Below are 22,329 nucleotides of genomic sequence, written 5' to 3'. Positions count from 1 at the left end.
AAATAATAATTTATAAAAAAATCGAAATATATTTGCAAACAGTTAAAAGTAACAAAAAATGAATAAACAATCTGCACAGGAGTTTAAATTAATTGATGGTACATTTTATTCAGAAGAAGCATTGCACGTGCTTATTTCCTTGTTTAATAATAAAATAAACTACCATCAAATGGAATCTTTTAGTAATCATATTCGGCATGGTAGTGATCTTGCAATATCTGAGAACAAGATTCAATCATTAAGAAATTCGATCGAAGGTATTAAGGAATTGATTAAGGTTGCTGGTGCAAACGGAAAGCAATTAAAAATTGAGAGTACAGTTCGTATTACTTTTGAAGAGTAGTTTTTAAATTTTAAAAATGATTTTAATCTAATGAATGATTAACAAAATTTTAAAAGCGGCAAGATTGCTCCGAAATGGAGAAGTTGTTGCAATACCAATAGAAACCGTTTACGGATTGGCAGCAAACGCCTTTAACGATAAAGCGGTAGCCCAATTTTTCAAATTAAAAATAGATCTTTATTTAATCCTTTGATTGTACATATCAAATCAATTGAGTACTTAGATACAGTTGCTACAAACATTCTTCCTATTGCCTACCAATTAGCTAAACAATTTTGGCCAGGACCATTGACACTAGTTTTAGAAAAAAATCGAATGTTTCTAATATTGTGACAAGCGGAAAGAATACAGTCGGCGTCAGAATTCCTTCTCATCCAATTGCTTTAGCGTTATTAGAAGAATTGAATTTTCCCCTAGCCGCTCCCAGCGCAAATCCTTTTGGTTACATTAGCCCGACAACCTCTGAACACGTCAGAACCCAGTTAGGAGATAAGGTTTCTTATATATTAGAGGGGGGGTCTTGTGAGCGAGGTATCGAATCGACTATCATTGGTTTTGTGGATGACAAACCGCTTTTGTACCGAGTAGGAGCTATTTCGAATGAGGAAATTGAAAAATGTATTGGAAAACTAGCGGTGAAAAACACAGCTGCTGCGTCTCCTGAAGCGCCAGGAATGATCAATAAGCACTATTCGCCTAGAACTAAATTCATTGTTTCGGAGAACATAGGCGCAGCTATTAAGGAGAATTTGAATCTGAATGTTGGTTTTCTTCTTTTTAAAAATGAAAGTTTAGCTTTGTCATCCACAAAGTATATTCAATTATCAAATACTAAAAATTTAGTAGAAGCCGCGAGTAATTTATATTCAGCAATGCACGAATTAGACAGAATGAATTTTGATGTGATTTATGCGGAGAAATTGCCCGATAAAGGACTTGGAGTAACAATCAACGACAGATTTTATAGAGCCCAAGAAGAGAATTTTGAATTTAAAATTTAACCATAGATTATAAAATAGCAAAACTATGAACACAGATCTTTTAATGGATAATCTAACAAGTCCAGCACTATTATTTTTTCTATTAGGCATTATTGCAGTTCAAGTAAAAAGTGATTTGGAAATTCCTGAGAATACATCGAAATTTATTTCACTTTATTTATTGTTTTCTATCGGTTTCAAAGGCGGTCAAGAATTAGCGCATAGTTCGTTTACTTTGGATATTGTTTGGGCTGTGGTTTTTGGAATTGCGATATCTATTATAATTCCTTTTTATTCTTTTTTTATCTTGAAAAAGAAGCTAGGTACTTACAATGCTGGTGCGATTGCCGCAGCTTATGGGTCTGTAAGTGCGGTAACTTTTGTTACAGCTATCTCTTTTTTAGAGTTACAAAAATTGGAATTTAGTGGGTATATGGTCGCGATAATGGCGTTGATGGAAGCGCCGGCAATTATTATTGGTGTTATTTTGATTTCTTTTTACAAAAAAGACAATTCCTTGAAAATTGGGGGAATCTTGAAGCATTCATTTACCAATGGAAGTGTTCTTTTAATTATGGGAAGTTTAGTAATTGGAATGCTCGCTAGTGACAGTCAAGCGGCTGGAATAAAGCCTTTCACAACGGATATTTTCAAAGGGTTTTTGGTGCTCTTTTTGCTTGATATGGGAATGACAAGCGGCAGAAAATTATCAGCATTTATAAAGAATGGATGGTTTACAATTGCATTTGCCATTGTAATACCTATTATCAACGGTTGCTTGGTAGCAGCATTAAGTGGATTGATAACACACGAAACAGGAGATCGTTTTATATTTGCCATTCTTGCTGCTAGTGCATCTTACATTGCAGTACCAGCAGCGATGAAAATTGCAGCACCCAAGGCAAATCCGGGTTTATATTTGCCAATGGCATTAGCTGTCACCTTTCCGTTTAACATTACATTAGGTTTTCCTTTGTACTTTGGAGTTATACTTTCTACATAGACAAAAAAGTGTAGGAAAAGCTATTTCATAATTAATGGTTTAAAGTTCTTCGGCTTCGAATCTTGGATTAATTATCAAAACAATTTATGCTGCGAATTACAGCAATTGAACTATTTTAACCTCTAACTTTTAATCCATCGACTTGTTATTGTAATTTCATAATCCTAAGTTAACATCGCTTATGAACGAAGGGTTATAAAAATATATAGAGACGAATCAATTTTAGACTGGAGTGTAAAATAAAAATGGCTATATTTTGGTATAGCCATTTTGATGATAATTAAGTTCAACCTTCTTTAAAGATTCGTAGTTTCATTAAATTCTCCCGATCATTTGGACCACAAACAGTAAACGTTGTCAAGCTTTTTATAATAGTCCAATTATATCGTTACAGGTTCTCTATAATGCGTATTTGATTTTTGCAAGCTAAATAGCTGCTTTTTTTGTAGACACGAATACATGTTTATCTTCTTCACCGGTATTTTCTAGTTCGTACTCTTTTTTGAATCCAGTCAATTTTAGTTTGATATTTTCTTCCTTGGCTCTAATTTTTTTGAATTCTTTTATTAAATCTAATACATCGTGAGAGATGTATACAGTATCTTGAGCGTTTATAACGACTTTTGAGTTTTCTGGAATTGAGTTCAAGGTCGATTTGATTGCTGCTTTGTTCAAGAACGAAACCTCTTGCGCTAAATCGATATGAATGACATCGCCGTCATGGTATTCTTCTTTTCTAAAGTGGTATGCTCTTTTCATATTTCCTCTTAATATTGCGAAAACACTTATGATCAGACCCAAAGCTACCCCTTTTAATAAATCCAAGAGAACAACAGCGAGCAAAGTTGCAATAAAGGGGGCAAATTGATATTTACCTTGTTTGTAAAAATGTTTAAAAGTAGCTGGTTTAGCCAGTTTGTAACCTACTAATAGTAAAACAGCTGCTAAAGTTGCCAATGGAATTTTGTTTAATATAATAGGAATCGTTAAGACACTTATTAATAATAATATTCCGTGTATGATGGCCGACATTTTCGATTTTGCTCCAGCTGCATTATTTGCCGAAGTTCGAACAACAACAGATGTCATAGGTAATCCTCCTAAAAAAGCGCTTACTATGTTGCCAATTCCTTGGGCCTTTAGCTCGACATTGGTGTCAGTGTATCGTTTGTGAATATCCATTCTGTCAGCAGCTTCAATACATAACAAGGTTTCAATTGATGCCACTATCGCAATCGTCAAACCAACAACCCAAACTTGCGTATTTGTTATGCTAGAAAAATTTGGGGTTACAATAATTTGTTTGAATTCTTCTACAGTGCTTGGCATCGGAAGAGATACTAAATGCTCTTTGGCTATGGTTAAGGAACTTCCCGTTGAAGTGAAAATCTCATTCAGGGCCACACCAACAATTACTGCAACTAGCGCGCCTGGAACTAATTTGAATTTTTTAAGAAAAGGGACTTTGTCCCAAGAAATTAAAATTAGTAGTGATATTGCAGCGATGATAATCGATCCTACCTGAACATAATTGAAGATGCCAAATAATGAAGAAAAAGTGTTGCCGCCGTCGGTTTGAGAAAAGGATAAATCACCTTCAAAGTCATTGTCGTAACCAAAGGCGTGCGGTAATTGTTTGAGGATAATAATTATTCCAATACCAGCTAGCATTCCTTCGATGACATTTGTTGGAATATAATTTGAAATCCCTCCAGCTTTTAGGAAACCCAATCCTAATTGAATCAGACCCGCTAAAAAAACAGCTGTCAAAAAGATATCAAAAGCGCCCAAATCGGTGATGGCTGTCAATACGATAGCTGTAAGACCAGCAGCAGGCCCCGTAACACTTATGTGTGATTTGCTAAGGTATCCAACTACAATACCTCCAACTACGCCCGAAATAATACCTGAAAACAAAGGAGCTCCAGATGCCATTGCTATACCTAAACACAAAGGGAGAGCTACTAAAAAAACTACTAAACCTGAGGCAAAATCAGATTTAAGGTTTGCGAAAAGATTGATTTTTTTTGACATAATTCCCTATTGAAAATTAAACATAATAATTTGCTATGATTTAATCGATAGCTGATTTATAAAATAAACAAAATCATATAGTTATTAGGCTTGTTCGGGTGGGGGGATAAATATTGTAGAGGAAATGTGATCGTGTTTTGATAAATTCTCAGAGAATATTATCTTACAATTCAATTGAGATAAATCTATCGAAGTAATTTCAATATCGATAAAATTAACAGCTTTAATTTCTTTTTGCGTTTTTTCTTCTTCAGAAAAACTATAAAATAATGATACATCGGCATTTTTCTCAATTACACAAACAACAGTCGGTGTAATAAGAAAACTCAAAAACAGAAAAAGTAATAGTCTTGCGATTGTTTTCATTATTATACAAATATAAAAATATTGAATTGAAATCAAAATATTTAATTGATTTAAAATTATAATTAACATCTCTGAAAATGGCAATCTGTAGCAAAAAAAAGGCTGTATATTTTTTTCGTTTTTAGCCATTTTTCTATACTTAAAATTAGAGCAAATTCCCCTTCGTGTAGCACATTTAAAATCAGGTGCTTTTTTACTTTTTTGTCTGAACAAAAGCGGCTTATTATTCGTTTTAATTCATTTTTTTTGAGATTCATGTCTTTTTGTTGTATTTCTTCTATTTTTTTTAATTAAAGCTATATGGTAATGTTTTTTAGGGGGTACACTTAAATTTTAGACTAAAATTTAAGTGTAATTTCAAATTTTTAATCAGTATTTTATAAAATACCCTAAAAAATAGAGGTGTTTGAAAAAATAATAATATTAATATGATGAATAAAAATTGTTATAATAAGGATATACTATTTTTTGACAATCAATTTTTGGTTATTGATAATTCTTTCGCAAAAGAGTAAAAAAAGCTTTTTTTTAATGTTTTAGCTAGACAAAAGTTGATAGATTTGCCTCAGAAAGAAGATCTATTTCGACTTAATTTTTGACCTACAAATTGTTGTTTTTCAAGTTTTTTGAAAGTACATTATGTAGTAAAAAAAATTAATAACATTAAAACTAAATAAATAACTAAACTAGAACAAAAATGAAAAAATTAACTTTTATTTTAGCAGCAGCACTAACAAGTATGGCATCATTTTCACAAGATGCAGCAGAAGCACCAAAATCAACTCCTTTAGAAATTTCTGGTTCCGGTGATTTATATTACAAGTATGATTTTTCAAAAACTCCCAATATTCTGACTAGTTTTGGGACAGATCAAAATTCAGTTTCCTTAGGTATGCTTGATATTGCATTGAAAAAATCAGTAGGAAAAGCATCTTTTGTTGGTCAAGTATCTTTTGGTCCAAGAGGTCAATATCAATCTATTCCGAATGGTGATGGAGTTGATATGAATTCATTCCACATTCAAAACTTATATGCTACTTATGCATTTACCGAAAAATTTAGTATGACTGCTGGTTATATGGGAACTTTTATTGGTTATGAAGTTATTTCTCCAGTTGGAAATTTTCACTATTCAACTTCTTATTTGTTTACCAACGGACCATTTCAAAATGCTGGTATTAAAGCAAATTACAGAATATCTGACAAATTTGGTGCAATGCTAGGTTTGTTTAACGACTCTTGGAACAAGTATAATGCTGATCCAGCGAAAGGATTGAACGCAGTTGGTGGTCAATTGTCTTTTGCAAGTGGCCCAGTTAGTGCTTATCTTAACTTTATGGATGGTTCTGTTAGCGGTACTATATTTGACTTAACTGCTACTTTTCAAATTTCAGAAAAATTTAAATTGGGCTTAAATGCTGCTGATTGGTCAAATACCGGTGATCAAGGTTATACAGGTGTAGCTTTGTATCCATCGTATGCGATTACTGATGCTTTTGGTCTTGGACTTCGTGCGGAATATTTTAGTGTAAAAGAAGGTTCAACTTTATCTGGCATCAGTGGAGATGAGTCGGTAACTGCTTTTACCTTATCTGGTAACTATAAACTGGGTGGTTTTACAGTTATTCCTGAGCTAAGACTTGATAGTGCTTCTGAAGATGCGTTTGTAGATTCTGATATGATGGGTACTAAATCTGCTTCTCAATTTCTTTTAGCAGTTGTTTACGGGTTCTAATACTTAAAAATATTATTTTTTTTTACTGCCAAGATGCGATTTAGTGCCTTGGCAGTTTTTTTTGTACAGAGACTGTAATTATAGTGTTAATTTTATTTTTTATCATTCTAATGAAATTGCAATCTAAAGAGTTGTATTTCTGTAGTTTAGAATAGGTCTTTAATACTAGTTGCTACTCCGTAAGGTCTTTAGTAGTATTTACTTTACAGTGCTATTTTATCAATGGCAATATTTATTGGTATTGGTATTGCATCAAAAAAAACAAGCTTTCTTAATACAAGAAAGCTTGTTTTTATATGGTAAGCCAATTAGAACTATTGTTTCTTGTAGATATTATAGATGGTATTAATGGTTTTTTCATTTAATATACTATCTACTTCGGTCTGAATATAATGCAGTTTGAAAGCTGAAATTGCTGAATTTAGATTTTTTGTATTGTAACCTATAATTCGTAAAGCTTGTTCAACATTGAAGTTGGCTGGAGCAGGTTCTAAAACTTCGTCAGGCCAAACTCCAAAACCATTCAAAGCAAGAAGCTTCCAAGGGAATAATTTGCTAGGATCTGTTTTACGACTAGGCGCTATATCAGAATGACCAATTATGTTTTGTATTGGAATGTTGTAATCTTTTTTAAGTTTGGTTAACAAAGCCAATAAACTGGTAATTTGTTTGTCTGAAAAAGGTTCAAAACCATTATTGTCTAATTCGATTCCTATAGAAGTCGAATTAATATCTGTATTTCTTCCCCAAATCGCATTCCCGCCGTGCCAAGCTCTAAGATAGTCATTCACCATTTGAACAACTCGACCATCATCAGCAATTACGTAGTGAGCACTGACTTGAGGTTTAGTGATGGTAAAGGTTTTGATAGTTTGTGCTAATGAATCTTGAGCGGTATGATGAATAATTATAAAATTAGGCTTTCTAAGGTTGAAATTTACAGTACTTATCCATTCTGTACTAATGCCATTCGGCAACGCAACAGGCGCTTTTGTCGATAGGGTATCTTTGTATCGGACCAATGGGTCCATAGTTGCATCAGTGTTTGGTAAAATGGTATTGCTGCTAGTTTGCAATTTTGCAGCTTCCATATTTGAAATTATTTTCTTGTAATTTTCTAGCTGCTCTTTATATGATTTTTCACTTGCTTTATAGGGGTTCGGAGAGCAAGAAACAACAAACGCTGCCAAAGTGAAATAAAAGAATATTTTAAATAATTGGTTTTTCATCTTGGTAATTTTGATTTAGTTAGGAGGTGAAATTTATTTCTTTTTTTCTTTTGATTTTGATTTTTTGGGTTTTTTCATGTCTTCTTTGAATGTAAGGTATTTTTCTTTTTGATCTTTATTCAAAAAATTATTTATTTTTTTATCTGTACTCTCTGCCAGTAATTTATACTCAGCCATTTGGTCTTCTTGGGATAAATTTAGTTTCGAAATTCTTCCTTGAGTTTTAACACTTTCTACCAAAACGTTTGAAATTGCTAGCGATTGAAGTTCATCGAGACCCAGTGCTGGTTTCATTTCATCCATATAATTGGCAACAATTTCTTCAGGAGGAGTTTCTTTTGGTTTTTCAGGTTCGCTTCTTTGGCTCATAGCACCCATTTGGTTCATCCCATTTCCTCGGCCATAACCGTTTCCGTAGCCATTCCCATATTGGGCTGCAACGGTATTGATTGTAAGTAAAAAAATCAAACTTGCAAAAATGTGAATTGTTGTTTTCATTCTAAGTATTTTGATAATGTAAATTTAAATAGGTTCTGCGAATAAATCAAATTCAGTAGCATCAATAATTTTTACCATTACAAATTCGCCAGTTTTCACATAATGTTCAGTCGCATCAATCAGAACTTCATTGTCCACATCAGGGCTGTCAAATTCAGTTCTTCCCACAAAATGTGCACCTTCTTTTCTGTCGATGATACAACGGTAGGTTTTTCCAATTTTCTCTTGGTTCAAATCCCAAGAAATTTGCGATTGGAGCTCCATTATTTCGTTAGCCCGATCCTGCTTCACATTGTCCGGAACATCGTCAATTAGTTCATAGGCAGATGTGTTTTCTTCGTGTGAATAAGCAAAACAACCCAATCGTTCGAACTTCATTTCCTGTACCCAATCTCTCAAAATCTCGAAATCTTCCTGAGTTTCTCCAGGATAACCGACAATTAATGTGGTTCTTATAGTCATTCCGGGAACCGCTTTTCGAAATTCTTGTAATAATTTGGTTGTTTTTTCTTTAGTCGTTCCTCGTTTCATCGATTTCAAAATAGAATCTGAAATGTGTTGCAATGGAATATCTATATAATTACAAATCTTTGGTTCCCGTTTCATAATTTCCAAAACGTCCATAGGGAAACCAGTAGGGAAGGCGTAATGCAAACGAATCCATTCAATTCCTTCAACTTTTACTAAAGCTTCCAATAATTCGCCAAGATTTCTCTTTTTGTAGATGTCTAAACCGTAGTAGGTCAAATCCTGTGCAATCAAAATTAATTCTTTCACACCGTTTCTTGCCAAACCTTCCGCTTCTTTTACCAATTTTTCAATGGTTTGCGAAACGTGTTTTCCTCGCATCAATGGAATGGCGCAAAAACTACAAGGTCTATCGCAGCCTTCGGCAATTTTCAAATAAGCATAATTTTTCGGAGTGGTTGTCAAACGCTCTCCAAGCAATTCGTGTTTGTAATCGGCTCCTAATGCTTTTAGCAAGGCAGGCAATTCTGTTGTTCCAAAAAATTGATCCACATTAGGGATTTCTTTTTCTAAATCAGGTCTGTATCTTTCAGATAAACAGCCAGTTACAAATACTTTGTCAACTAATCCACGTTCTTTTTTATCGGCATATTCTAGAATCATATTTACCGACTCTGCCTTTGCATTATCAATAAATCCGCAGGTATTGATCACAACGATATTTCCTTCTTGTTCGTGAACGACATCTTTTCCGCTAGCTTTTAATTGTCCCATAAGGACTTCGCTATCATACACATTTTTTGAACACCCAAGAGTGATCACGTTGATTTTATTCTTTTTTAAAGACTTGGTTCTCATATATTTATAATTCCTATAATTTGGAAGTCGGCAAAATTACGATTTTTATTTTTAGGAGCATAAATCTTTGTTTATTTATAAACCTTTAGTCCCGCTATTCATTGCAATCTCCCGAAGAAAAATCGGGAGGATTTCCATTTCTATCGGGGCTATTTTATGATTTTTTGTATTTCAGTAGCACTTTTTCAAAGAAAAAACCACTTTAGATTTATAATCGAAAGCGGTTTTAATTATGTTTAACTCCCTCTCCTTTGCTTTGCCAGTTCGCTGTCGCTCGTGTGGAGAGGGTCGGGGAGAGGATTACATTTCAAACAATAAAGTCATTGTGAAATTATTGCCGATTGTATTGATTTTAGCTCCATCAGTAAAACCTTGGTTAAAGAAAGGTTGCTGAGATTTTCTTTGCGCATTCGTGTAGGAGAAATCTAATTTGAATGCGCCAAAATTATAACCTAAACCTCCTGAGAAAGAGTTTAAATCACCAATTGTAGTGCCATCTTTATAGGGACTTTCCTCGAAACGATAACCGCCTCGAAGACTCCATTCCTTGATTTTATATTCTGCACCAAGTCGTAATTCTCCAGCCGTTGTTAGAATATTGCTCATTTCGTTATTTAAATCCCTGAAATACGGGTCATTTTGCGGTTCGAATTCAGTGCTGCCATAATTTTTTAGAGAGTAATCCAAGCTTATAAGGCCTGTTTTTCCGAAGATGTAGGCAAAGCTACCTGTAATCTTGCTAGGAGTATTCAATTCATAAGGTGGGTAATAATTGATGATAGCTGGATCTACGACATCAGGAGGAAGTTCATTTACCGTATTCGCACTAATGGCTGTTACATTTTGAGAAAGTTCATCACTCAAATTGTACCAAATAGGAGAATCGTATGCTAATCCCAATCTAATTTCATTCGTAACTTTTGCAATCGCCCCAATTTGAAATGAAAATCCAGTACCAAAAGTGTGAAGGTTATTATTAAAACGCAAATTGGTTACCGTATAATCAGTTGTGAGTGTATTTCTATTCGATTCATAAAAACTAGTTGATTGCACATAATCTGTAAAATGCGAGTTCAAATTCACCCCAATATACAATTTGTCTTTATAAGAGGTAGCTGCGTTAAAAGATAATTTACCGTTATATCCGTTTGAATAGATGCTGTTTTCTTGGTAATAATTTCCCCCTGGCGTTACATTTGAAACGTACCTCGTGTTATTTGGCACATCTGCTACAGGGTTAATGATATAGGATTCGAATCCTAAATAGGCCTGTTGTGCTCCGCTATCTAACTGGGCGTAATTGTTGTCTTTAATGACGCTTAAGGGAACACCATTGGCATAGCTCAAGAAATATTTATCCACTGAATTTGTCGGGTTTACACCGGCAGAAAAAACAGAATTGTCAAAATCGTTTATGTTCTCATAGTTTATTGCTACGGAAAACTTCTTCCAGTTGCTAGTTGTGTTTTGGTTTTTGAAAACAAAAACACCTCCAGTTTGGTTCATGTCGAAATTACTCTCTGATGCCGAGGTTGTGGTGCCGAAATAAATAGACTCATTCTTTTTGTTGAAGGTACTTAAGGATATCGATAGTTGGTTATTCGAAAAAATAGCCGAACCTGCTGGATTCACATTTATGGATGACATATCGCCTCCAAGTGCACCAAATGCACCACCCATTGCTCTAAAACGAGCAGTTCCGTTCAAATTATCTTGAGCAAATCGAATCGCATCAGGGATTTCTTGCGATTGTAAGTTATAAATGGAACCAATAAATAAAAGGAATATGATTTTTTTCATTTTTGTTCTATTAAGTTTATATTTTGTTCATCAGTAATGAAAGTCATTATCGTCGCACTCCGCCGCCGCCAGATGATCTTCCACCACCTCCGCTGTAACCACCACCTCCGCTGTAACCACCACCATTATAATTACCAGAGGATCTGCTTGAGTTGTAGCTATTACTTGGGGACGAATTTCTTGAATTGCTGCTATTATAATTATTAGAGTTTGAAGAATTCGTTCTGCTATTGATATAGTTTTGCCCTCTACTGCTGCTATTGGTGGTATTTGCTCTTGTTCTAGTATTACTATTTTGTGAATAATCTCCAGTCATAAACGAGGAATTACTTCGAGCATCAACGCTGCCGCCTCTTCTTGAATTCGAATAATTAGAGGCTCCATTGTTGTAGGATTGACCTTGAGAATAACGGTTTCCATTTACATCATAAGCATAAGAGGAACCTCGTCGGCTAGAATTGTAGGAATAATTATTGTTGTATCCATATGCTGGATATCCCCAACCTGGATAACCCCAGCCATATGCTGGATATCCCCAACCCCAACCTGGATAGCCCCAGCCCCAGCCAGCATAACCCCAGCCCCAGCCTGGATAACCCCAGCCCATTCCCATTCCCCAGCCCATTCCCATTCCCCAACCCATTCCGAATGACATGTTCCACGGGTCATTGTATACGTTTACGGTATTGGTTTCGGTGTAGCCTTGGTTTGGTATTTTGATGATGGAATCGTTCAATACCTCATTGTTCTCTTGAAGAGACTTGAAATAGTTTTTATATTGTGTGCTTGAAACTACTTGAGTCTCTCTGGGAGAATTGCCATATATTCCGTCGCTATCATAATAGGAACTATTTTGATAGGTACCACACGAGGTTGCTAAAACACTTAAAAATCCAAATAGTGAATAAAGTGTAGCTTTTTTGAAGGGAAAAATATTTGTTTTCATATCAATAGGATTTTTTATTGTTGCACATTACAAAAATACTTAGTTTTGCTGAACTATTTAGTTAAAATTATTAAAACAAAATTTGTGCCAAACTATTCGATATGAGCAAGAACCTAACAACAAGAGAAGAAGATTATTCAAAATGGTATAACGAACTAGTGGTAAAAGCCGATTTAGCCGAAAATTCAGGAGTACGAGGTTGTATGGTAATTAAACCCTATGGTTATGCAATTTGGGAAAAAATGCAGGCTGAATTAGATCGAATGTTTAAGGAGACCGGACATCAAAATGCTTATTTTCCGCTGTTTGTACCAAAGAGTATGTTTGAAGCCGAAGAGAAAAACGCTGAGGGTTTTGCTAAAGAATGTGCTATTGTAACACATTATAGATTAAAAAATGATCCAGATAATGCAGGAAAGTTGATTGTAGATCCTAATGCCAAATTAGAGGAAGAGCTCATTGTTCGTCCTACAAGTGAAGCAATAATTTGGTCCACTTATAAAGGATGGATTCAATCGTATAGAGATTTACCTTTACTAATAAATCAGTGGGCAAATGTGGTTCGTTGGGAAATGAGAACAAGATTATTTCTTAGAACCGCAGAGTTTTTATGGCAAGAAGGACATACTGCTCACGCCACAAAGGCAGAAGCTCTGGAGGAATCTGAAAAAATGATGAATGTCTATGCTGATTTTGCCGAGAATTTTATGGCGATACCAGTTATCAAAGGTTTGAAAACAGAAACAGAACGTTTCGCAGGAGCGGAAGAAACCTATTGTATCGAAGCTTTGATGCAAGACGGAAAAGCCTTGCAAGCAGGAACTTCGCACTTCTTAGGGCAAAATTTCGCCAAAGCTTTTGATGTAAAGTTTGCCAACGCCGAAGGAAAGCAAGAGCACGTCTGGGGGACTTCTTGGGGAGTTTCAACCCGATTGATGGGGGCTTTAGTAATGACTCACTCTGATGATAAAGGATTGGTTTTGCCTCCTAATTTAGCTCCGATTCAAGTAGTTATTGTTCCAATATATAAGACAGACGAACAATTTAATGAAATATCAGCGGTTGTAAATGAATTATCTTCAGAACTGCGAAAACTGAATATTTCTGTTAAATACGATAATAGAACCACTCAAAAACCAGGATTTAAGTTTGCGGAATGGGAGCTAAAGGGAGTTCCAGTTCGTATTGCTGTAGGACCAAAAGACATCGAAAATGGAACTTTTGAAGTGGCTAGGAGAGATACTTTAACTAAAGAGGTGGTTTCTAAGGAAGGAATTGATGCTTATATAAAAGAACTTTTAAACCAAGTTCAGGTGGATTTGTTTGATAAAGCGTTACATTATCGTGAAACTCATATTACAGAGGTAAGTAGTTTTGAGGAGTTTAAGGAAGTTCTTGAAGGCAAAGGGGGATTTATTTCAGCACATTGGGATGGAACGGCCGCTACGGAAGAGCAAATAAAAAACTTGACAAAAGCAACTATTAGATGTATTCCTTTGGATAGAGTAGAAGAGGCAGGAAACTGTATTCTTACGGGTAATTCTTCCGTGGGAAGGGTCTTGTTTGCCAAGGCTTATTAAAAAAAAATAAAAAAATATCTATCAGCTATTGTGCGAATAAAAAATAGTTGTACTTTTGCATCCGCGTTACAGAATAATGGTCCCTTCGTCTATCGGTTAGGACGCCAGGTTTTCATCCTGGTAAGGGGGGTTCGATTCCCCCAGGGACTACAAATTAGTTAGTCGATAATAATTGTCTAACGCGGATTAATAATAATGGTCCCTTCGTCTATCGGTTAGGACGCCAGGTTTTCATCCTGGTAAGGGGGGTTCGATTCCCCCAGGGACTACGATTAGTTGTTAATAAGTTTTATAAAATAAAGATTAGTGTCTCTGGTTTTTGTTTTATTAGTTAAAACCAAAGTGATTGCGTAATACAATTGTGGGAGGTTTTTCTTTTTTAACTGATAGTTTATAACAATTAAAAATAAAAGAAAAAATGGCAAATCACAAGTCAGCTTTAAAAAGAATTAGAAGCAACGAGAAAAAAAGAGTATTAAACAGATATCAACATAAAACTACTCGTAATGCTATTAAAGCATTAAGATTATCTACAGATAAAACAGATGCTGCGTCAAAATTGTCTGCTGTAATTTCTATGATTGATAAATTAGCTAAGAAAAATATCATTCACGATAACAAAGCTTCTAATTTAAAATCTAAATTAACAAAACACGTAGCGAAATTGTAATTAGTACAATTTTTATAAAATAGAAAAGTCCCGATATTAGTCGGGACTTTTTTTATGGATTGACATTAGATTTTTTCTTTTAAATAATCTAGCATTTCTTTAGAGATTGGTTTGGATAAAAAATCAATTACACTTGGGTATTTTTTTGATCTTTCTAAATCTGCTGGATCAATAGTGGAAGATAGTATGACAATTTTGGTATCATGAAACTCCGAATACTTTTCGGTATTAAAACTATCCAAAAACTCCCAGCCGTTCATGACGGGCATATTGAGATCCAAAAAAATTAATTGGGGTTTGTTGGTCGATTGAGTTGATTTAAGAGTATCGAAATATTTAAGTGCATCCTCGCCGTTTTTGGCAGTGGCAATCTCCTTGGAAAACGAAGCTTTAGAAATAACCATTTTGCACAACATTAACGTTATGAGATCGTCATCAATGAATAAAATCGTTTCTAGCATTTTTTTATTTGTTTTTAAAAGTTAAGGAAAAAGTCGTTCCAACGTCAACCTTACTTTCGATACTAATAGACCCTCCCATAGTTTCAACTTGTGACTTTACTAAATATAAACCGAGTCCTTTGCTGTCTGGGTAGTCGTGAAATCTTTGGTACAGACCAAAAACTTTATCTTTGTTTCTTTCTAAATCAATTCCTATGCCATTGTCTTTGAAAATTAAAACTACATTATCTCCTAATTGATACGCGTTTATGTTGATTTTTAATTTTCTTTTGTCAGATTTGTACTTAATTGAATTCGTCAATAAATTTAATAAAATACTTTCAATATATGATTTGTTGGTATTTAGAAAAGAAACATCCTCAAAGTTAAACAAAATTATGGGTTTGTGCAAGCCTATAAGAAAATCTAATTGGCTAAAAACATCTTCGAAAATATCTTTTAAAAACAAGGATTCTTTTTCTATTGAAGGATTGTCTTTAATGATAATAACTTTTACCAAATCGTTTATTGTCTCATTCAATAAATGTGTTGATTTATTGAAGCCGTCAATTATTTCTTTAAGTTCAGGATTGTCAATAGGAATGTCATCTATTAAATTTAGCAATCCCGTTAGATTTGATAAAGGAGCTCGAAGATTGTGTGAAGTTATATAAGAAAATTGCTGTAAATCTTTATTGTTCTGTGTTAGTTCTTTTATTAACTGCTCTTTTTCAACTTCTTGTTTTTTATCTTCTGTAACATCTCTTTGTATTGAAACCCAGTGTGAAAGTTCTCCTTCAGAATCGTACACTGGCAACATATTGAAGTTTACCCAATAGGCTTCATTGTCTTTTTTGTAACTAAGTGTTTCTACTTGACATTCCTCTTTGTTTTTTATGGCTTTAATCAATTTATCGTGTTCCTCCATATCGGAATCAGGGCCAATAAAAAATTCTGGCGATTTGCCAATAATTTCCTCAGAATCGTAACCGGAAATTTTTGTAAACGCCGGGTTTACATAGACTATATTTGGAATTTTACCTTCGCTTAGGCTGGACTCTGTAATGATAATTGAATCTTTGGTGTGCGTAATTACCGTTTCTAAGAGCTTAAGTCTTTGTTCTTCTTCTTTTTGTTTGGTTATATCTTGTATTGCCCCAATCATTCTCACTGATTTTCCAGTTTCATCTTTTAGAATAAAACCTCTATCAAGTACATATTTATAGGAACCGTCTGCACATTTGAAACGATATTGATCTTGCCATTTTTCGGTTTTTTGTTCGATAAATGAATACAATTTAATCGACATTTTGATGGTGTCTTCGGGATGGATATTACCGAACCACCAGGTTGAACTATTGCCAACTTCATCTTGCTTGTAGCCAAAAACATTTTCAATTCCTTTGCTCCAAGTCATTTCGTCCTCTGTGATTTTCCAATCCCAAATAATATCGCTCGTTGCTTTTGATACTATATCATATTTTTCATTGGACTCTTTTATTTCATTATTGGTGTTTTTTAATTTTCTGTAAATCTCAGAATTTCTAATATCACTTTTATATAAAATATACTTAAGAAGTACACCGGAAACTAAAATGAAAAGTAAGTCATTTACAAAACTAAATGCAGAGGGATCTGCAGGCGCAACGATGGCAAAAACTTTACGATAAATAATAGCCAGGAATATGGATGCTAGTATATAAATCGCCGTTATTTTATTGGTTTTGTTTTTCATTATTCAAATATAAAAAAATATAGTTATTATTTATTGTCATTCTAAACTTATTTTAAATCCTATGTTATTTATGAAGATAGGTTAACAAATTGCAAACAGCAATATAAAGATTTGTTATATGAAAATAAAGTGTACCTTTGCAACCTCAAAAAAAATTAGATGGAAGCTATTAGAAACATTGCAATTATTGCCCACGTCGATCACGGTAAAACTACTTTGGTTGATAAAATCATGTATCATTGTCATTTATTTCGTGACAACCAGAATACTGGCGACTTAATACTTGATAATAATGACTTGGAGCGTGAAAGAGGTATTACCATTACTTCTAAAAATGTTTCTGTTGTATATAAAGGAACAAAAATCAATATTATTGACACTCCTGGTCACGCCGATTTTGGTGGAGAGGTAGAGCGTGTGTTGAATATGGCAGACGGGGTTTGTCTTCTTGTAGATGCTTTTGAAGGGCCAATGCCACAAACTCGTTTTGTATTGCAAAAAGCACTTGACCTTGGTTTGAAACCTTGCGTTGTTATCAATAAAGTGGATAAAGAAAACTGTACTCCCGAAGAAGTTCATGAAAAAGTGTTCGATTTAATGTTCGAATTAGGAGCAGAAGAGTGGCAGTTGGATTTTCCAACCGTTTATGGTTCTGCCAAAAATAACTGGATGTCTGACCATTGGGAAAACGTAACTGATAATGTTGAAGCATTATTAGATATGGTTATTGACAATGTTCCAGCTCCAAAAGTTTCTGAAGGAACTCCTCAGATGTTAATTACATCATTAGATTTCTCAGCATTTACCGGTCGTATCGCTATTGGTCGTTTGGAAAGAGGTGTCTTGAAAGAAGGAATGCCAATTTCTTTGGTTAAAAGAGATGGATCAACTACGAAATCAAGAATTAAAGAATTGCATACTTTTGAAGGATTAGGTCGTAAAAAAGTGCAAGAAGTTATAGCTGGTGATATTTGTGCCATTATTGGTGTTGAAGGGTTTGAAATTGGTGATACTATCGCTTGTTTCGATAATCCTGAAGCTTTGCAAACCATTGCCATCGATGAGCCAACAATGAGTATGTTGTTTACCATTAACGATTCGCCTTTCTTTGGTAAAGAAGGAAAATTTGTTACTTCGCGACATATTAGAGATAGATTGACCAAAGAATTGGAAAAAAACCTAGCAATGAAATTAGGTGAAACTGATTCAGCCGATAAATTTATGGTTTTTGGTCGTGGAGTTCTTCACTTGTCTGTTCTTATCGAAACGATGAGAAGAGAAGGATATGAATTACAAATAGGTCAACCACAGGTTATCATCAAAGAAATCGATGGTAAAAAATGTGAGCCAATCGAGGAATTGACAATCGACTTACCAGAAACACTTTCAGGAAGAGCTGTAGAGTTTGTTACTTTGCGAAAAGGTGAAATGTTGAGTATGGAAACTAGAGGAGAACGTATGATTATAAAATTCAACATTCCATCCCGTGGAATTATTGGCTTGCGTAATCAATTGCTAACCGCTACAGCTGGTGAGGCTATTATGGCACACCGTTTCATTGGATATGAACCTTTCAAAGGAGAAATTTCCGGACGTAACAAAGGATCATTGATTTCTATGGAAAAAGGAAAAGCGATTCCTTACTCTATCGATAAATTGCAAGATCGTGGTAAGTTTTTTGTTGAACCAAATGCTGAAATATACGAAGGGCAAGTAATTGGAGAAAATTCTCGTGGTGATGATATGTGTGTAAACGTAACTAAAGAGAAAAAACAATCTAACGTTCGTTCTTCTGGAAATGATGAAAAAGCAAGGATTATTCCACCGATTATTTTCTCATTAGAAGAAGCATTAGAATACATTCAAAAAGATGAATATGTTGAGGTTACACCAAAATCGATTCGTTTGAGAAAAATTTATTTGACTGAAACTGATAGAAAAAGATTTAAAGTATAAATTCTTTGAATTTCCAAATAGAAAATCCCAAATTCCAATAGTAGGAGTTTGGGATTTTTTTTGCCAATTTAGTAAATTTCGATTTTCTAGTTCCAATGCTTAATAATTGAAATTTGGGATTTGTAATTTGATTATTGAAATTTGAAAGTTACTATCTTTTTAAACTGAAGTGACCTTTGGCTTCTCGACCATCTTCTAGTTTGATGGTGTACCAATAATCGTCTGCAATCATAGGCGCTCCATTGAAGGTGCCGTCCCAGCCCTCGCTTGCTGAAGGAACCCATTGTTTTAGCAGTTTGCCATATCGGTCATATATGTAAATAATAGATTTGCTATTGAAAGTCGCATTTACGCCTTTTACTCCCCAATAATCATTGTACCCATCTCCGTTAGGAGTAAAGAATTTGGGCACGCTTACTACAGCTATTGTTTTAGAAACGGTACCACATCCGTTTTTGTCGTGAATGTAAACATCGTGAATACCAGCAGGAATATTAGTGAAAAAATTAGAATCTTGAAAAGGGCCCGTTGGTTCGTCTAAACTAAATTCATAATCTCCCAATCCCGACACATTTACAGTAATAGTATTGATGTCTGCCATATCAACGATGTCTATTGAATCAATTTTTGCCACATCTGAAGCAGTTACTTTTATCGTTCTAATTCTGCTACAACCACTACTATTAATAACTTCAACGGTATACAAGCCTTCTTCGTTTACATCTAAAGTATAGGTGTTACCACCAACTACAACTCCGTCTTTTTCCCAAATATAAGCATAGTCACTTGGTGATGATCCGTCTTCAATTCCCGCATCAATTTGAACAAAGAATGTGGGATCGTTTTGACAAACTAAATTATCATCACTTTTGTCTGTGTTTAAGTCAATATTGGGCAACGGATTTACGATAAACGGAATAGTTAATATTGCTGTGCAGCTAGTGTTAATAGGGTTTTCAACCACAACTTTTACGTTTTGAGTCCCTGTAACGAATGGATTAGGCAGCGGGCTAGGTAGCAAAGCCCCTGTTTGGTCATAGTAATATACTTTCATTCCTGTTTGTGATCCTAAAATTGTGGATTGAAATGTAGTGGTGTCAAAAGAAATTTTTCCATCTTGTGTTAAAGGATCTGTTTCATCATCGCAAGTGGTTGTTAGTGGCACAGGAATTGAAAACGCTTCCGGTAAATCATCAACTATAAACTCAATCGTGGTTTCGTCGAAACATTTTAGTGCAGTATTATTGGTAACCACAGCCTTAATGTTTTGTGAAGTACTTGCAAAAGTAGCAGGAAATGGGCTGGTGATTGGTACATTGTAAGCATCTTTCAAGGGATTACCTGCGGCGTCAAAATAGGTTATGGTAACGGGAAATGATTGATTGCTTCCTAATAAAGTGTTTTCTAAGGCAGAAGTATCAAAAATAAAAATTGCGTCTTGATTGTCGTCGCATTGCCTTGCAATTGTTACTGGATTAGCAAACGGTAATTTTTCCACAGTTAGATTTACATAAGGTCCGAGGCCAAAGCAAGCATTATCCACATCACTATCGACACGTCCCCAAATTATTTGAGAATTCGGATATCCTATATTTCTGTAATTTGAAATATCGGTTATGGCATTTAGCTCTGCTAATGCATCGGCTTGATTTCTGTAATACGTAATGGAATAATTTCCAGGAGGCAACAAAGCTTGAATGTCGGTACTGACGCTACTAAAATTAAATGATGATACGCCATCTCTTTTGTTATTATTGGCATTATTTGCTCCATTTATGTCTAGTAAATCATCACAAACTTCAAATGACCTATTGAAAGTTACAGGAATTTGAGTTACTAAAACATTTAAAGTGATTTGAGCTGTTCTGAAACAACCATTTTTATTGACAACTCTCGCCCAAACAGGCATAGTAAAAGGAATAGTGTTGGTATAGGCCAAAGTAGTTGCTATCCGTTTGGTGCTATCCGCCGAAATTGCTCCTGCTAAAGTGGTATAATAAGTAAATGTTTCATTGGTAAAATCAGTTGAAATTTCATTGTTTTTTACCGTTAGATTAAAGGTTGAATAACCTAATAAATCAGCTCCGCATTGTCTAATTGCGATATCATTTACTACCGGTAAAACAAAAACGGTGAGTGTGGTTTCTGCTGATCTAAGTCCACAAGAATTACCTATTTTATTTAATTGAACCCGATATTTGTAGCCATTCATCGCATTGGTAACGCTTGTTATGTTCAATGTATTTGTTGATACATTAGAATAGGTTGCGTCGTTTGTGAGGTTGTTCCAGTTTACTCCATCTGTCGAAAGTTGCCATTGGTAAGTATTACCTCCGTTGTCTACTAGGGTAATGGTTGCGTTTTGTAATTCGCAAGTTGGAGCAACAGCAGGTTGTGTTGCAATTACGATAGGTGCTGGAATTTTATAATTGTTGTTCGGTGCTGTATAAGGCGCACCAATTACTAGGCCATTGCCATCAACCGAAAGGGGTGAAATTCCGAATTTTCCATCACCATCACCATCAGTGAAACCGGCTTCAAAAACGTCACTACATAAATCATTATCGCCATCAAGCTCCCTGAAATTTCGAATTCCATCAGTATCAGTGTCAATTCCAGTTTCTACAAAATCCAGAATTCCATCATTGTCACTGTCCAAATCTAAATAATCAATAACTCCGTCAGCATCGCTGTCAACTGGCGTAAGTCCGGGTTCAAAAGCATTATCTAGTCCGTTTTTATTCGTGTCGGCATTCGAAATTGCTATAGTATTATTAGCTTGTGCTTCGATGGTATCTAAAATTCCATCATTATCGCTATCGGTATCCAATTGATCAGCAATGCTATCTCCGTCAGAATCTTTTGGAACGCAAGTAGCAAAAAACTTAAATGTAGATTTATTGGAGTTGGTATCGGATAGGTTTTTATGAGTAAAGCTGATCGTGTTTGCTAAATAAGTTTGGAATTTGAACGTTCCTGTTCCTGCGGCTAAAGGATTTGTGCTGTTCAGCCTGCATCGAATTTCGTATGATGAATACTCAGTTACGCCAGATTCGTAAATTCCATCATAATTAATATCAATCAATAATTGATTGTTTGGATTCAGAACTGTAATCGTTTTATTACTATCTGAATTAATTATGTATTCCGCATCTGAATTTATTAAATCGCTGGCATTTGCTGTCGCGACATATTCCATACCCACGCTCATAGGCTGAGAAAAAGTCAATTTATAGGTAACACTGCTCGCTTTTTTATTTGTTTCTTTATTTTCTTTTCCTGCTGGAATTTCTGAAATAAAACTCCCGTCAGCACTACCTATAAAGGTTCCCGGAGGCAATCCATCTCCGGCAGTTGAAATCGCTCCTATAAATGAATTCGAAAATGTGCTAACGCTTATATTTCCTGCTAATGGATTTGAAATATCAATATTTTGATTTCCATACGATTCAATGCAGTTTAGGATGCCGTCATTGTCATTGTCTATATCAATATTATCATTGGTTTTATCATTATCCAAATCAGTTGGGCATTCACTTACTGGAATTTTATCAGAGAAAACAAATCCATTAGAAGGACATCCCGAAATACCTCCTCTTACTTGATAATATCCAGGAGCAGTTGGTGTGTATTGGCTTGTTGTAGCTCCGGCGATGGCTACATCATTAAAAAACCATTGAAAAGTATT

At 34.8% G+C, this 22,329-nt stretch carries 17 protein-coding genes, 2 tRNA genes and 1 pseudogene; 10 read left to right on the top strand and 10 right to left on the bottom strand.

What is annotated here, in order from left to right; translation table 11 throughout:
- Positions 1-58: 58 nt before the first annotated feature.
- The 4 genes and pseudogenes from ACIQ1E_RS06750 to ACIQ1E_RS06735 all read left to right on the top strand — a co-directional run bounded on the left by ACIQ1E_RS06750 (position 59) and on the right by ACIQ1E_RS06735 (position 2,326).
- Entirely contained in the window at positions 59-343 is a 285-nt protein-coding gene (locus tag ACIQ1E_RS06750; protein WP_396169873.1) for a hypothetical protein, read from the top strand.
- Positions 344-377: 34 nt separating this feature from the next.
- Positions 378-873: pseudogene (locus tag ACIQ1E_RS06745) on the top strand (L-threonylcarbamoyladenylate synthase); the annotation flags it as partial.
- 27 nt (positions 874-900) lie between these two features.
- Positions 901-1,344 (top strand): Sua5 family C-terminal domain-containing protein, encoded by a 444-nt coding sequence (locus tag ACIQ1E_RS06740; RefSeq protein ID WP_396169890.1) that lies wholly within the window; start codon positions 901-903, stop codon positions 1,342-1,344.
- Between the two features lie 25 nt (positions 1,345-1,369).
- Positions 1,370-2,326, top strand: coding sequence for a sodium-dependent bicarbonate transport family permease (locus tag ACIQ1E_RS06735; RefSeq protein WP_396169871.1), 957 nt, complete (start codon positions 1,370-1,372; stop codon positions 2,324-2,326).
- 426 nt (positions 2,327-2,752) lie between these two features.
- Here the strand turns inward: ACIQ1E_RS06735 and ACIQ1E_RS06730 are convergent, their stop codons facing one another.
- Both ACIQ1E_RS06730 and ACIQ1E_RS06725 read right to left on the bottom strand, forming a co-directional pair.
- Positions 2,753-4,360, bottom strand: a complete 1,608-nt coding sequence (locus tag ACIQ1E_RS06730) for a SulP family inorganic anion transporter (protein ID WP_396169870.1) — start codon at positions 4,358-4,360, stop codon at positions 2,753-2,755.
- A gap of 84 nt (positions 4,361-4,444) precedes the next feature.
- The gene (locus ACIQ1E_RS06725) at positions 4,445-4,855 is read right to left on the bottom strand and encodes a hypothetical protein (protein ID WP_396169868.1); all 411 of its coding nucleotides are present in this window, start codon (positions 4,853-4,855) and stop codon (positions 4,445-4,447) included.
- Between the two features lie 568 nt (positions 4,856-5,423).
- Between ACIQ1E_RS06725 and ACIQ1E_RS06720 the strand changes: the two genes are divergently transcribed.
- Positions 5,424-6,461, top strand: coding sequence for an outer membrane beta-barrel protein (locus ACIQ1E_RS06720; protein WP_396169865.1), 1,038 nt, complete (start codon positions 5,424-5,426; stop codon positions 6,459-6,461).
- Positions 6,462-6,775: 314 nt separating this feature from the next.
- Here ACIQ1E_RS06720 and ACIQ1E_RS06715 read toward each other — a convergent pair whose 3' ends face one another.
- The 5 genes from ACIQ1E_RS06715 to ACIQ1E_RS06695 all read right to left on the bottom strand — a co-directional run bounded on the left by ACIQ1E_RS06715 (position 6,776) and on the right by ACIQ1E_RS06695 (position 12,260).
- The gene (locus ACIQ1E_RS06715) at positions 6,776-7,690 is read right to left on the bottom strand and encodes an N-acetylmuramoyl-L-alanine amidase (protein WP_396169863.1); all 915 of its coding nucleotides are present in this window, start codon (positions 7,688-7,690) and stop codon (positions 6,776-6,778) included.
- 33 nt (positions 7,691-7,723) lie between these two features.
- Positions 7,724-8,188: a hypothetical protein gene (locus ACIQ1E_RS06710; RefSeq protein ID WP_396169861.1), complete on the bottom strand. Its 465-nt coding sequence runs from the start codon at positions 8,186-8,188 to the stop codon at positions 7,724-7,726.
- A 24-nt stretch (positions 8,189-8,212) separates the two neighbouring features.
- The gene (rimO, locus tag ACIQ1E_RS06705; protein ID WP_396169859.1) at positions 8,213-9,514 is read right to left on the bottom strand and encodes a 30S ribosomal protein S12 methylthiotransferase RimO; all 1,302 of its coding nucleotides are present in this window, start codon (positions 9,512-9,514) and stop codon (positions 8,213-8,215) included.
- 300 nt (positions 9,515-9,814) lie between these two features.
- Positions 9,815-11,314, bottom strand: coding sequence for an OmpP1/FadL family transporter (locus tag ACIQ1E_RS06700; protein ID WP_396169857.1), 1,500 nt, complete (start codon positions 11,312-11,314; stop codon positions 9,815-9,817).
- Between the two features lie 46 nt (positions 11,315-11,360).
- Positions 11,361-12,260 carry a hypothetical protein gene (locus tag ACIQ1E_RS06695; RefSeq protein ID WP_396169855.1) on the bottom strand — a complete coding sequence of 300 codons (900 nt, stop codon included), beginning with the start codon at positions 12,258-12,260 and terminating at the stop codon, positions 11,361-11,363.
- Between the two features lie 101 nt (positions 12,261-12,361).
- Between ACIQ1E_RS06695 and proS the strand changes: the two genes are divergently transcribed.
- The 4 genes from proS (at position 12,362) to rpsT (ending at position 14,510) form a co-directional block, all read left to right on the top strand.
- The gene (gene proS / locus ACIQ1E_RS06690) at positions 12,362-13,840 is read left to right on the top strand and encodes a proline--tRNA ligase (RefSeq protein WP_396169853.1); all 1,479 of its coding nucleotides are present in this window, start codon (positions 12,362-12,364) and stop codon (positions 13,838-13,840) included.
- A gap of 78 nt (positions 13,841-13,918) precedes the next feature.
- A tRNA-Glu gene (locus ACIQ1E_RS06685) sits at positions 13,919-13,990 on the top strand.
- Between the two features lie 47 nt (positions 13,991-14,037).
- Positions 14,038-14,109 (top strand) — tRNA-Glu (locus ACIQ1E_RS06680).
- 149 nt (positions 14,110-14,258) lie between these two features.
- Entirely contained in the window at positions 14,259-14,510 is a 252-nt protein-coding gene (gene rpsT / locus ACIQ1E_RS06675; protein ID WP_396169851.1) for a 30S ribosomal protein S20, read from the top strand.
- Between the two features lie 65 nt (positions 14,511-14,575).
- Here rpsT and ACIQ1E_RS06670 read toward each other — a convergent pair whose 3' ends face one another.
- Both ACIQ1E_RS06670 and ACIQ1E_RS06665 read right to left on the bottom strand, forming a co-directional pair.
- Positions 14,576-14,971, bottom strand: coding sequence for a response regulator (locus ACIQ1E_RS06670; protein ID WP_396169850.1), 396 nt, complete (start codon positions 14,969-14,971; stop codon positions 14,576-14,578).
- A 4-nt stretch (positions 14,972-14,975) separates the two neighbouring features.
- Positions 14,976-16,685, bottom strand: a complete 1,710-nt coding sequence (locus tag ACIQ1E_RS06665; RefSeq protein ID WP_396169848.1) for a PAS domain S-box protein — start codon at positions 16,683-16,685, stop codon at positions 14,976-14,978.
- A gap of 159 nt (positions 16,686-16,844) precedes the next feature.
- Here ACIQ1E_RS06665 and typA point away from each other — a divergent pair, with 159 nt between their 5' ends.
- Positions 16,845-18,641: a translational GTPase TypA gene (typA, locus tag ACIQ1E_RS06660; RefSeq protein ID WP_396169846.1), complete on the top strand. Its 1,797-nt coding sequence runs from the start codon at positions 16,845-16,847 to the stop codon at positions 18,639-18,641.
- Positions 18,642-18,792: 151 nt separating this feature from the next.
- On the opposite strand, the gene ACIQ1E_RS06655 is transcribed toward typA, so the two are convergent.
- Positions 18,793-22,329: T9SS type B sorting domain-containing protein (locus ACIQ1E_RS06655; RefSeq protein ID WP_396169844.1), on the bottom strand; the 3,537-nt coding region annotated here is incomplete at its 5' end.

The sequence above is a fragment of the Flavobacterium sp. genome (genome assembly GCF_044348915.1).
In the GTDB taxonomy this organism is placed as follows: Bacteria; Bacteroidota; Bacteroidia; order Flavobacteriales; family Flavobacteriaceae; genus Flavobacterium.
This window is presented reverse-complemented; position numbering and strand designations above follow the sequence as displayed.